Source organism: Clostridium sp. AWRP (assembly GCF_004006395.2).
In the GTDB taxonomy this organism is placed as follows: domain Bacteria; phylum Bacillota; class Clostridia; order Clostridiales; family Clostridiaceae; genus Clostridium_B.
In genome coordinates this window covers 1375717-1387801 of record NZ_CP029758.2, presented here as the reverse complement: position 1 = coordinate 1387801, position 12085 = coordinate 1375717, and the positions used below count along the sequence as shown (strand labels likewise).

General features: G+C 30.9%; 13 protein-coding genes. 3 read left to right on the top strand and 10 right to left on the bottom strand.

The window, feature by feature from the left end; genetic code table 11:
* Positions 1–8: 8 nt before the first annotated feature.
* Positions 9–1010 carry a phosphate acetyltransferase gene (gene pta / locus DMR38_RS06440; protein WP_127720516.1) on the bottom strand — a complete coding sequence of 334 codons (1002 nt, stop codon included), beginning with the start codon at positions 1008–1010 and terminating at the stop codon, positions 9–11.
* A 398-nt stretch (positions 1011–1408) separates the two neighbouring features.
* Between pta and DMR38_RS06435 the strand changes: the two genes are divergently transcribed.
* Both DMR38_RS06435 and ylbJ read left to right on the top strand, forming a co-directional pair.
* Positions 1409–2638, top strand: coding sequence for a nucleotidyltransferase (locus tag DMR38_RS06435; protein WP_127720515.1), 1230 nt, complete (start codon positions 1409–1411; stop codon positions 2636–2638).
* A gap of 81 nt (positions 2639–2719) precedes the next feature.
* The gene (gene ylbJ, locus DMR38_RS06430) at positions 2720–3886 is read left to right on the top strand and encodes a sporulation integral membrane protein YlbJ (RefSeq protein ID WP_127720514.1); all 1167 of its coding nucleotides are present in this window, start codon (positions 2720–2722) and stop codon (positions 3884–3886) included.
* Here the strand turns inward: ylbJ and DMR38_RS06425 are convergent.
* The 6 genes from DMR38_RS06425 to DMR38_RS06400 all read right to left on the bottom strand — a co-directional run bounded on the left by DMR38_RS06425 (position 3869) and on the right by DMR38_RS06400 (position 9946).
* Positions 3869–4393, bottom strand: coding sequence for a hypothetical protein (locus DMR38_RS06425; RefSeq protein ID WP_023163109.1), 525 nt, complete (start codon positions 4391–4393; stop codon positions 3869–3871). The two genes, ylbJ and DMR38_RS06425, sit on opposite strands and share 18 nt — an antisense overlap.
* Before the next feature lie 21 nt (positions 4394–4414).
* Complete coding sequence (coaD, locus tag DMR38_RS06420) at positions 4415–4909, bottom strand: pantetheine-phosphate adenylyltransferase (RefSeq protein WP_013237937.1); 495 nt, start codon at positions 4907–4909, stop codon at positions 4415–4417.
* Between the two features lie 5 nt (positions 4910–4914).
* A complete protein-coding gene (rsmD, locus tag DMR38_RS06415) occupies positions 4915–5475 on the bottom strand; it encodes a 16S rRNA (guanine(966)-N(2))-methyltransferase RsmD (protein ID WP_127720513.1) in 561 nt (186 codons plus the stop codon).
* A gap of 341 nt (positions 5476–5816) precedes the next feature.
* Positions 5817–7856, bottom strand: a complete 2040-nt coding sequence (gene recG / locus DMR38_RS06410; protein ID WP_127720512.1) for an ATP-dependent DNA helicase RecG — start codon at positions 7854–7856, stop codon at positions 5817–5819.
* 57 nt (positions 7857–7913) lie between these two features.
* Positions 7914–9578: a DAK2 domain-containing protein gene (locus tag DMR38_RS06405; RefSeq protein WP_127720511.1), complete on the bottom strand. Its 1665-nt coding sequence runs from the start codon at positions 9576–9578 to the stop codon at positions 7914–7916.
* Between the two features lie 17 nt (positions 9579–9595).
* The gene (locus DMR38_RS06400; RefSeq protein WP_065077468.1) at positions 9596–9946 is read right to left on the bottom strand and encodes an Asp23/Gls24 family envelope stress response protein; all 351 of its coding nucleotides are present in this window, start codon (positions 9944–9946) and stop codon (positions 9596–9598) included.
* Positions 9947–10148: 202 nt separating this feature from the next.
* On the opposite strand from DMR38_RS06400, the gene rpmB reads away from it, so the two are divergent.
* Positions 10149–10340: a 50S ribosomal protein L28 gene (gene rpmB, locus DMR38_RS06395; protein WP_013237932.1), complete on the top strand. Its 192-nt coding sequence runs from the start codon at positions 10149–10151 to the stop codon at positions 10338–10340.
* A gap of 135 nt (positions 10341–10475) precedes the next feature.
* On the opposite strand, the gene DMR38_RS21725 is transcribed toward rpmB, so the two are convergent.
* The 3 genes from DMR38_RS21725 to rpe form a co-directional block, all read right to left on the bottom strand.
* On the bottom strand, positions 10476–10649 hold the full coding sequence (locus DMR38_RS21725) for a hypothetical protein (RefSeq protein WP_154104942.1): 174 nt from the start codon (positions 10647–10649) through the stop codon (positions 10476–10478).
* Positions 10650–10768: 119 nt separating this feature from the next.
* Positions 10769–11404, bottom strand: coding sequence for a thiamine diphosphokinase (locus tag DMR38_RS06390; protein WP_127720510.1), 636 nt, complete (start codon positions 11402–11404; stop codon positions 10769–10771).
* A 1-nt stretch (position 11405) separates the two neighbouring features.
* Complete coding sequence (rpe, locus tag DMR38_RS06385; RefSeq protein WP_127720509.1) at positions 11406–12056, bottom strand: ribulose-phosphate 3-epimerase; 651 nt, start codon at positions 12054–12056, stop codon at positions 11406–11408.
* Between the last annotated feature and the right edge of the window lie 29 nt (positions 12057–12085).

Sequence of the window (12085 nt, the reverse complement as noted above, 5' to 3'; positions counted from 1 at the left end):
TTTTGTTATTACTTTTGAGCTTGTGCCTGAACTGCTGTTACAGCTACTACATTTACTATATCATCGGAGTTACATCCTCTTGACAAATCATTTATAGGTTTTGCAAATCCCTGGCATACAGGTCCTATAGCCTCAGCTTTTGCAAATCTTTGAACAAGTTTATAACCTATATTTCCTGCTTGGAGATCTGGAAATACAAGTACATTAGCTTTTCCTGCTACTTCACTTCCAGGAGCCTTTAAACTTGCAACCTTTTCTACGATAGAGGCATCTAATTGTAATTCTCCGTCTAAACTTAAATCTGGTTTAGCTTTTTTGGCAATTTCTACAGCATTTCTAACTTTATCTACTAATTCGTGTTTTGCACTTCCCTTAGTAGAAAATGAAAGCATTGCTACTTTTGGATCCATTCCACATAAGTTCTTTGCAGTTTCTGCTGTACTTATTGCAATTGAAGCCAGCTGATCACTATCTGGGCATGGATTTACAGCACAATCAGCAAATAGAAGTACACCATTGTCACCATATTCACAATTTGGTACTTCCATTATAAATGTACTGGAAACTACTGATGTACCTGGAGCTGTCTTTACTATTTGAAGTCCTGGCCTCAAAAGATCACCTGTAGTATGCACTGCACCTGAAACCAATCCATCTGCATCTTCAAGTTTAACCATCATTGTAGCAAAGTATATTGGATCTCTTACTATTTTATCCGCTTTTTCTGGCGTTATTCCCTTCTTCTTTCTCAATTCATAAAATGCATCTGCATATTTTTTTAGTTTATCCGAGGTTTCTGGATCTACTATTTCTGCTCCATTTAAACTTACGCCTAATTTTGATGCTTTGTCCTCTATTACCTTTTCATTCCCTACAAGGATTATATTTGCAATACCTTCTTTAATTATTTTTTCACAAGCTTGAAGAGTTCTTTCTTCTTCTCCTTCAGCTAAGACAATCTTTTTTTTGTCTTCCTTTGCCTTATTCCAAATTTTTTCCATCAATTTCATGCTTATTTCCTCCCTTTAAATTTAACACAAAATTACACACACTTATACTATAATCCTTTTTAGTTGTATTTTTCAATAAAAATTATTCAAAAATATAACTTTAGCTAAGAAATTTCACAAATTAAAGTGTCACAAAATTTTACTAGTCAATACTTTACTAAATATTATACAATTTAAATCAAATAATTAAAAATTTAATCTGAAAATAGATACTCTATTTAAAAATCCTACACTAATACTTATTTTATTGTTATAATATTTATATACTTCACTTAGGCATTTTCAAATAAATAATCAATCAGTATGCTATCTTATTTTTACAAATTCCTTATGCTTTCCAATTCTTATAGTTCTCTATTATGAAACAAAATTAGAATATTTTAGAAAGGAAAATTTCTATGAATGTAACTGGAATAATAGTTGAGTATAATCCATTTCACAATGGACATAAATATCATATTGAAAGTGCTCGTTCTGCCACAAAATGCGATGCTATAATAGCAGTTATGAGTGGTAATTTCGTGCAAAGAGGTGCACCATCTATAGTTGACAAATGGACTAAAACCAAAATGGCACTTCTAAATGGAGTAGACCTAGTATTTGAACTTCCTGTTATCTACAGTCTATCTTCTGCTGAATTTTTTGCCTATGGTTCTGTAAGTCTCTTAGAAAATTTAGGTGTAGTAAAAAATCTTTGCTTCGGAAGTGAATGCAATAATATAAACTTGCTAAAATCTATTGCAAAAATTCTTGCAATAGAACCTAGCCAATTCAAGTTATTTTTGAAGGAAAAACTATCAAATGGTATGTCTTATCCCTCGGCGCGAAATAGTGCCTTAAATAATTTTCTATTAAACACTAAAAGTTCTCTTACAAAGTACAATATAGATGAAATACTCCAATCTCCAAACAATATTTTAGGTATAGAGTATTTAAAAAATCTAATAAGGATAAAAAGCAATATTGCCCCTATATCAATCAAGAGAATCGGAAGTTCATATAATAGCTTAAATGTAGAGCAATCTTTTTCCAGCGCATCATCTATCCGTAATTTTTTAAAATTAAATGAGAACATAAATGACTTAAGTTCTAATATCCCAGAAAATGTGCTTTCTATTTTGAAAAAATTTCAATCTGAAGGATGTGATTTTATTTTTGAAGATTGTATGGTACCTTACTTAAGATATAAATCCTTTCTATATGAAAATAAAATTAAAAATTTACCTGACATATCCGAAGGAATTGAAAATAGAATACTTAGATCACTACAAAATAATTGTTCCTACAACGATATAATAATTAAATCCAAAACAAAAAGATATACTTACAGCAGAATAAGTAGAATATTATGCCAGTTCTTTTTAGGATTTGAAAATTTAAATTCTGAAATATTGAGAAGAAGTATATGCCCCTATGGAAGAGTCTTAGGATTTAATTCTACCGGTATAAAAGTACTTAAGGAAATAAAAAATAGCTCTTCCATTCCAATTTACGTAAAGATGCCAAAAAAAACAAGTGAAATGCTGCAATTAGACATACAGTCCACAAAAGCCTATAGTCTATTAAATAAAAATATACCTTTTAACAGTGATTACCTTCAAAGTCCTATCATGGCAGATCAAATTTAGAATAAGTTTCCTACTTTTTAAATATAATTTAATAAACTGTTTTTCCATTCAGTAAATTTTTTTAAAAAGTAGGTGACATTCTTGGAAGTTTTATTTTATCTATTAATATTTGCAATATTAATACTTCTTTTTATTTTACTAAAAGATAAAAATTTACTTATAACTATAGTATGTTCAATTTTTATAATTGAAATTATACTTGCACCAAAGCTATGTATAGATGGGGTAATTTCAGGCAGCCTGCTATTTTTTTACAAAGTATTTCCATCCTTATTTTCATTTTTAGTTGTATCCAACATAATACTCTCTTGTGACGGAGTGTACATATACTCAAAATTAATAGGCAAAGCCCTGTGCAAGCCCTTAAGGCTCCCAACTAGCTGCAGCTTCGTGTTAATCATAAGCACACTTTGTGGGTATCCCCTTGGAGCAAAATATGCTTGTCAGCTTTATGAAAAAAGAATAATAGACCTTTTCACCTGCGAGAGGCTTTTAAATATAGCCTCTAATGCAAGCCCTCTCTTTATGCTAGGTTCTGTTGGAGTTTCCATGCTAAAGAGTCCCTTTATAGGATATATACTATTACTTTCTAACTTACTATCTTGTATATTCATGAGCTTTTTGATACCTTCTAAAAAAGTATGCTACAAACCTATTGCTCATAGAAATCATACTCATGTTAATGAAAATATTGGAAAAGTATTTAAAAACAGCATTGAAGATTCTTTAAAAAACTGCATATCAATAGGTGGATTTGTCATATTGTTTTCTGTTGTAAATAGTATTTTAAAAAATAATGCTCTATTTAACTTACTAATTAGTAGCATTTCAAGTATAACTCATATTTCGGGTAGCATAATGGAAGGAATCTTCCTTGGAATGATAGAAATGACTAATGGATGCAGCTTAATATCATCTTCTACTGCCTCCCTTAATTTAAAAATTATACTAGTAAGTTTTTTATTCACCTTTAGCGGACTATCAATTATATCCCAAGTGTACTCTTTTACCTATAAATTTAAAATATCTTTAAAAAAATATTCTCTTAGGAAAATACTACAGGGAATAATATGTTCTATATTTAGCTTATCTCTTTATAACCTATTCTCACTAAAATTATCACAAGAAACTTTTCTACCTTATTATAAATTAACTACATACTTCAGCTACTTGTTTATACTTACTATACTTTTACTTATTACTCCCTGGATTTTATATAAATTAAAGCATTTATTTCATGTCTCTTAGTTCTTTTATATTTGCTCTTATATCTTCAGTCTTTAGATCCATACTGTTTACTAAATTGTTTAACATCTTTTGAAGCTCTACTTTCAGCGTTGCTAGCATCTCATCATTTTTCCTTGATAACTCATTGTCCAGCTGACTTAGTAATTCATCTGCATAGTCTCGAGCGCCTAGTCTTATTGCCTTGGCGTTTTTCTTCGCAGATGATATAATTTCCTCTGCCCTCATATTAGCCTCTTTGGTAATATCATGATTTTCTATTTGACGTCTTAACAAACTCAAATTTTCTTTTTTCATAGTTTCAGATTCTTGTACAGCTTCACTTAAAATTCTCTCTTTTTCGTTTACTATCCATTGTGCCTTTTTAAGCTCACTAGGAAGGTAATCAACTATTTTTTGCAGCACATCTAAAATTTCCTTTTTATTTACCATAACCTTCCCTGTCATAGGAACTTTTGCAGATGTATCTATAATTTCTTCAAGATATTCTATTAATTTAATAGCATCCATAATTTTTCCCCCTAAGATACTTTAGCACTTTTTATAAACTCTGTTAATCTTGTTTATAATGTCAAATCTTATTTCTTCAGGTACTAAACCTTTAATACATCCCCCAAACATAGCAACTTGCTTTACCGAGGATGAACTCAAATAGGAATTCATGGCACTAGTCATCATAAATACTGTCTCTTTATCAGAATCTAGCTTTTTATTCATAAGAGACATCTGAAATTCATATTCAAAATCTGATACTGCTCTCAATCCCTTTACTATAACTTGAATGTCATTTTTTTTCATAAAATCTATTAATAGACCGCTAAAGCTCTCAACTTTTACATTAGGTATATCTTTCACTACCTTTTGAATCAATTTTACTCTTTCTTCAATATTAAATAGGCCCTGTTTTTCAGGATTAATTAGTACTCCAACTATTAAATGATCAAATACTTTAGACGCCCTATTTATTATGTCCAAATGTCCATTGGTTATTGGATCAAAACTTCCGGGGTATACCGCAGTCTTCATAATAATTAATCCTCCTTATATTTATAAAAACATACCGTAGTTTTTCCATATTTTCTATGATCCATTAAAACTATATTAATATTTCCTTGATATATTTCTTCACTGGTATCAATTTTAGTAACTATAATTCCATCTTTTTTCAATAAATTCTTATTTTCAATTATCTCTACAGCTGGTGGAATCATATTCTTTTTATAAGGTGGATCAATAAATATTATGTCGAACATCAAATTTTTTCTTGAAAGCTCCTGTAAGGCTTCATAAGAATCCTTATTAATAGTCTTACATATATCAGAGAATCCTAAATTTTTCACATTTTTGTCCAAAAAGTAAAAAGTGTCACTACTTCTGTCAACTAAATAACATTTTTCTGCACCACGACTTGCAGCTTCAAGTCCTAAGCTTCCTGTACCTGCAAATACGTCTAATACTTTTGAACCATAGACTCTATTCTGAATTATATTAAACATAGCTTCCTTAACTCTATCTAAAGTAGGTCTTGTAATATCATATCCATTAGGAGACATTAATTTTCTTCCTCTAGCAAGACCTGCAATTATTCTCATAAATTTTCCTCCTATTTTATGTTGTTTACATACTATAGTCATTCTATAATATTTTAGCATATATTTTTATATTATTCAAAAATTATTTAAAATTCAAATGCACCCTGCACAATTCACAATTAATATGAATTGTACATTAATTCATATTTCATTATTTCCATATTAAGTTAATTTATCCGATCACTACCATTGCTAATACTCCCATCTTCTTCAAAGTGTGGGATAAGCACTGCTACGCGCCTGGATAAGTTCTTCTAAGGTTCAGATGGAGAAAAGGTATTCCTTATAAGCAAACTCCACCTGAACCTAAGAATCACTTGATTATGCGGCCGAGTTAAAAACTAATTAAAGCTTATAAATTTTGAAGTTCTTTCTAAGTTATTTAATATTTCTTCTTTTATTCTTACATCTTCCTCATCTTTACTTGCTAAAAGTCTTTTAGCTTCCCCATTAGCTTCCTTAAATACATTTATGTCCTCTACCAGATTAGAGAAAACAAGTCCATCCTCCCCGTGCTGCCTAAATCCAAAAATTTCTCCTGAACCCCTTATCTTCAGATCTTGCTCTGCAATAAAAAATCCATCATTACTGCTTCTCATTATCTCCATTCTTTTTCTTATTATGTCATTTTTAATATCTGCAATCAAAATGCAATATGATTTATAAGATCCTCTTCCTACTCTTCCCCTCAACTGGTGCAGCTGTGCAAGTCCAAATCGCTCTGCATTTTCTATTATCATAACCGTAGCATTTGGAACATTTATTCCTACTTCTATAACCGTAGTTGAAATTATAACCTTTATCTCACCATTTTTAAATTTATTCATCTTCTCTTCTTTAAGTTTCGGCTGCATTTTTCCATACAGTATATCTATCTGTATATTTTTAAAATATTTCTCTTTTAATTCTTCATATATATCTTCTACAGAACTTAAATCCAACTCCTCGTTTTCCTCTACAAGAGGACATACTACATATACTTGTCTTCCTCTCTTTATTTCCTCCAAAGCAAATTTATAAACTTTGTCTCTTGAATTTTTATCTCTATAATAAGTATCTATCTTCTGCCTTCCTGGCGGAAGTTCATCTATAGTCGATACATTCAAATCACCATATAAATACAAACTCAAAGTTCTTGGAATAGGCGTAGCTGTCATAATAAGAGTATCTACATGATCTCCCTTGTTTACAATTTTACTTCTCTGCATCACTCCAAATCTATGCTGCTCATCTGTAACTACTATTCCTATATTCTTAAACTCCACATTATCTTCAATTAAGGCATGGGTTCCTATTATAATATCTATTTCACCCATTTTTAATTTTTCTTTTATTTCATCTTTATTTTTTTGGGTAACACTTCCACACAATAATTCTATACGCACATCAAATCCCTCTAAAAGTTTCGTAGCTTCTTCATAGTGCTGCTGTGCCAATATTTCTGTTGGAGCCATTAGAACTGCTTGATAACCGTTTTTTACTACATTAAAAATAGATATTAAAGCCACTACAGTCTTCCCACTTCCTACATCTCCTTGCAGCAGCCTATTCATAGGAACATTTCTTTTTTCATCTATAAGTATTTCCCTTATAACTTTATTTTGAGCTTTTGTAAGTTTATATGGTAATTTATTCTTTAATTCTATTAACTCTGGAGCTATTTTAAAGGCTACTCCCTTTTTATTTTTTCCAAAGCACTCTTTTAACATCAAAATTTTTAGGGAATAAGTAAAAAGTTCCTGAAATTTGAGTCTCTTTTTTCCTTCTCTCAATTCTCTAAAATTAACTGGCTTATGTATTATTCTTATAGCTCTATCCAAACTACAGAGCTTATATTTTGTAATTATCCATTTAGGTAAATTTTCATCTATACTTACTTTAGTAAGTGCATACGATATAAGTTTTATGAATGTATTGTTAGTTATTCCTGACTTTAAAGGATATATAGGAAGTATTTTTTCTTCCATTTTGCTATTTGAATTTACACTTACCACTTTAGGATTTGTTATAACGCTGCTTCCTCTGTAATGCTGGATTTTACCCGCTATTCTATATTGAGCATCTATCTTAAACTTCTTTTTCACATAAGGTTGATTAAACCATTTTGCTTTAAAAAGTCCATTTTTATTTTCAAAAACAATTGTAGAGATTATTTTACCCGTCTTAGTCCTTATATCTCTTTCTATTGAATTAACCTTACAATCTATCATGACCTTTCCTTCTGTGTCCCCTTTTAAATCACTGCAGCTAGAAACAATGTCATAATCTCTTGGAAAATATAACAGCAAGTCAAGTATGTTGAATATACAGCACCTGTTTAAGTTTTTACAAGTTACCTCACCTACTCCTTTTAATGATCCGATATCCTCCCTTAGATTCACAAACTCTCACCTGCCTTCTTATTAAATACCAAAAATAAAAAAAGCTTTACGCTTTTTTTATTCAACAGAAACTATAAAATAGTATAAAGGCTGTTTTCCACTATAACATTGTACATCCATTTCTGTATACTTCTTCTCAACCTCTTCTACAAAATGCTTTACTTTTTCTTCTTCACTTTCTATACCATAATATATACTTATAAGTTCGCTATCCTCTTTTATCATATGCTTTAAAAGCTTGTCACAAACTTCAAACATATCCTTTCCAACTTGCACTATCTTTCCATCAATAAGTCCTAATATATCTCCTTTTTTTATGCTTATATCATCTATTTCTGTATCCCTAACTGCATAGGTCACAGAACCAGTAGTCACTGTAGTTATTGCCCTTTCCATAGTACTTATATTTTTATCTATATCCATATCTGAATTAAAAGATGTTATTGCCGTAATACCTTGTGGTATTGTCTTACTAGGCACAACTTTTACATTTTTACTAGATATCTCTTTTGCCTGATTAGCAGACATAATTATATTTTTATTATTGGGCAATATAATTATATTTTCAGCATTTACTTTATTTATACAATTTAATATATCTTCAGTACTGGGATTCATGGTCTGTCCGCCTTCTATTACGTAATCTACTCCCAAGTCCTCAAATATACTTTTAATTCCATCTCCCATAGCTACTGAAATAAGTGCATACTTTTGTGACTCAGTTTTTTCTTCATAACTAAGTTTCTCACTATCATAAGCATTATCTTTATGGGAATTTTCTCCAAAATTTTCTATACTTAAAAGATGTCTGTGCTGCTCTCTCATATTATCTACTTTTATTTTTGACAATTCCCCTAGTTTAATTGCCTCTGAAAGAATCCAACCCGGGTCATTTGTGTGAATGTGTACTTTAATTATATCTTCATCATCCACAACTACCATAGAATCTCCCATAGTCTCTAATTTTTTCTTAAATTCATTTATACAAGTTCCTTGAGAATGGATAAAGAATTCTGTGCAATATCCATATTTTATATCCTGCTGTCCCAAATCCTTAACTCCAGATTTAACTTCTTTATCATGAGCTTCTTCTATGACTACATTTTCCTTGCCATCTCTTAAAGCTTCCTGCATTCCTTGAAGTATTATTAGAAGGCCCATTCCACCTGCATCTACTACTTTTGCTTTTTTTAGAACAGGGAGCATGTCAGGCGTTTTATTCAATACAGTTCTACTATAACTACATATATCTTGAAGTAACTCAGTTATATCCTTTTTACCGGACTTAACAGCACTTTCACCAGCAGCCCTTATAACAGTTAATATGGTCCCTTCTGTAGGACGCATAACAGCTTTATAAGCAGATTTTGCCCCTTCTTGTAGGCTATTTGCAAACTCTTCTGAATTTACCTGTTTTTTTCCCTGAAGACCTTTTGCTATTCCTCTAAATATCTGAGACAATATCACTCCTGAATTTCCTCTTGCCCCCATAAGTGCACCTCTAGCTAATTGTTTAGAGATACTTTCTATAGAACTATCTTTAGAATTACCTACCTCAAGTACTGCACTTTTAAAGGTCATAGACATATTAGTTCCCGTATCACCATCAGGAACAGGAAAGACATTTAATGAGTTAACAAAATCTTTTTGGTTCTCCAGCTTATTGCTAGCATTTACAACCATGTTGTAAAAGTGATGTCCATCTATATTTAAGTATTCCATTTTTACGAATTACCTCCCTAGACTCTAACACCTTGAACATTTACTGTAATAGTTGATACTTTGAGTCCTGTGTAGTTTTCTACATTATATTTTATCCTCTGTATTATACTATTTGAAATCACTGATATTTTTGTTCCATATTCCACTATTATATATAGTTCTATTATAAGTTCGTTATTTTGAGAACGAACCCTTACTCCTTTATTAAAACTTCCACCTTTTATTAATTCCCAAAAACCATCTTTTGCGTTTTTGGAAGCCATACCTACTACTCCATAGCATTCCATAGTTGATAACCCAACTATGTTTGCAACTACTTCTTCCGAATAGTCAATATACCCATTTTCTTCGGCAATACTAGCTATCATACAAAAACCTCCTTACTAAAGTATTGTATTCTATAATACCATAAACATATTTTATATTAAATAAAACATTTATTCAAGAAAATATTAAATCTATGAAAAAGGACATTTACTTAAATTTTACTATTTACTTGCGCTTATTATGCCTTCTGTGATAAAATAAGTGGTGTTTGAATTTTAGAGGACTCATAAGGAGGTGTTTTTAATGTCAAAGAAGTGTGAAATATGTGGAAAAGGTGTAGTATTTGGAGTACAATACAGCCACTCCCACCGTCAATCCAAAAGGACTTGGACTCCAAACGTAAGAAAAGTTAAAGCTATAGTTAATGGAACACCAAAAACTATACATGTTTGTTCAAGATGTCTTCGTTCAGGAAAGGTTCAACGTGCTATATAAAAAATAAAAATGCAGTTGTTTATATACAATTGCATTTTTGTCTTTAAGTACTTATTTTTTTTTAGTAAAAAACTTTATAATCGCAGATAGAACTCCTGGAAGCTTAAATGTAATAATTTTCATTAAACTACCCCCTTATTTATGATAACTTATTAAATACCATCCACAATAAATTAGCCCCATACCTGCAGCTATTATCCAGCCCCATATTGGGATAATAACTGTCATTAAAAATCCAACACCTATAGATAAAGCTATCAATCCTATTTTTTTCTTTGTCCTTCTTCTAATACAGCTTTTCTTTTTCACGCTATTATCCCTTATAAATTGCTTTATACTATTATATGCATAACGTCTTCATATCGTTACTACTTTTTATAATTACAAGCTTTAAATCTATACTATTAAAAGTTTGTCTTATTATCTATTCAATCCTTGCTGTGCATGCACAAAAGCATACCACTGTCAAACACTATACGGGCTTCCTCTTGAATAAATTCATTAGATACCGTCCTTGCATCACCTAAAGCCAAATCATAATTACTTAACTTATATCTAGCACCTATTATATTTAGATTTTTGACTATATTACAGTAGGCATGAAGGGAAAAGGTTTCTCCAGGATATCCTTTTATTGTCGTTGTCTTGCATAATAACTCAATAGTATTATGTTCATCCTTTATATATGCCTTCACTCCACTGCGGCTGCATTTTAAAAGCATACCTAAGTTAGCTAAAACATGATCTATCCTGGTTCCAGTACACCCAAGCATTACTATCTGGTCTGCTTTTAACGCCAGGGACTTTTCTACTGCAATTTCAGTATCCGTAAAATCCTTAGCCCTAGGATATGTATCTATAGAACATTTTTTACTTTTGAAAAACGTTAGAACATCCTTGTCTATAGAATCAAAATCTCCAATTAAATAATCCGGTATAATTTTATACTCGTAGAGGCAATTCGCCCCTCCATCTGCACAAATCAAAATAGAATCTTCATCAATTTCCTCTTCAATTAATTTTCTAGATGGAGCACTGCCTCCAGATACTATAATTGCTTTCATTTTAAATTTCCCCTCTTAATAATCTTATGTTTTCTTCTATATTTCCACCATTAAATACAGCAGAACCCGCTACTATTACATTAGCACCGCTATCTACTATTTTTGCTATATTGCCCTTTGAAACACCACCGTCTACCTCTATCATTAAATTTTTATTACATTTATTGCTTAATTCTTTTATGTACTTGAGTTTATCAGAACAATACTCTATATATTTTTGTCCTCCAAATCCTGGATTTACAGACATTATGAGAACCATGTCTAAATAAGGTATTAAGTACCTTATATTATCTACTAAGGTAGCCGGATTCAATGCTACTGCGGCTTTTACCCCAAAACTTTTTATATAATTTATAGTCCTATCTATATGCCTATCCGCTTCGAAATGAACTGTTATAATATCTGCTCCTGCTTTTACAAAATCCTCCACATATTTTGAAGGTTCCTCTATCATTAAATGCACATCAAAAGGCAACTTTGTAAGAGGCCTTATGCTTTTAATAATAGGTACTCCAAAAGATATATTCGGTACAAAATTTCCATCCATTACGTCTATATGAATTAAATCCGCCCCATATTTGTCCAAGCTTTTTATATCTTCCCCTAATTTTGAAAAATCTGCAGATAATATTGAAGGTGCTATTCTTATCATATGTTTATCTCTCCTTAATTTACACTGCT

What these genes read in the sequence shown, in the direction of transcription:
- rpmB (WP_013237932.1), top strand. Translation starts at nt 10,149, where the DNA reads ATGTCAAAGAAGTGTGAAATATGTGGAAAAGGTGTAGTATTTGGAGTA.
- DMR38_RS06400 (WP_065077468.1), bottom strand. Translation starts at nt 9,946, where the DNA reads ATGATAGCTAGTATTGCCGAAGAAAATGGGTATATTGACTATTCGGAA.
- rpe (WP_127720509.1), bottom strand. Translation starts at nt 12,056, where the DNA reads ATGATAAGAATAGCACCTTCAATATTATCTGCAGATTTTTCAAAATTA.
- DMR38_RS06390 (WP_127720510.1), bottom strand. Translation starts at nt 11,404, where the DNA reads ATGAAAGCAATTATAGTATCTGGAGGCAGTGCTCCATCTAGAAAATTA.
- DMR38_RS06405 (WP_127720511.1), bottom strand. Translation starts at nt 9,578, where the DNA reads ATGGAATACTTAAATATAGATGGACATCACTTTTACAACATGGTTGTA.
- rsmD (WP_127720513.1), bottom strand. Translation starts at nt 5,475, where the DNA reads ATGAGAATAATTGCAGGTCTTGCTAGAGGAAGAAAATTAATGTCTCCT.
- DMR38_RS06425 (WP_023163109.1), bottom strand. Translation starts at nt 4,393, where the DNA reads ATGGATGCTATTAAATTAATAGAATATCTTGAAGAAATTATAGATACA.
- pta (WP_127720516.1), bottom strand. Translation starts at nt 1,010, where the DNA reads ATGAAATTGATGGAAAAAATTTGGAATAAGGCAAAGGAAGACAAAAAA.
- coaD (WP_013237937.1), bottom strand. Translation starts at nt 4,909, where the DNA reads ATGAAGACTGCGGTATACCCCGGAAGTTTTGATCCAATAACCAATGGA.
- DMR38_RS06435 (WP_127720515.1), top strand. Translation starts at nt 1,409, where the DNA reads ATGAATGTAACTGGAATAATAGTTGAGTATAATCCATTTCACAATGGA.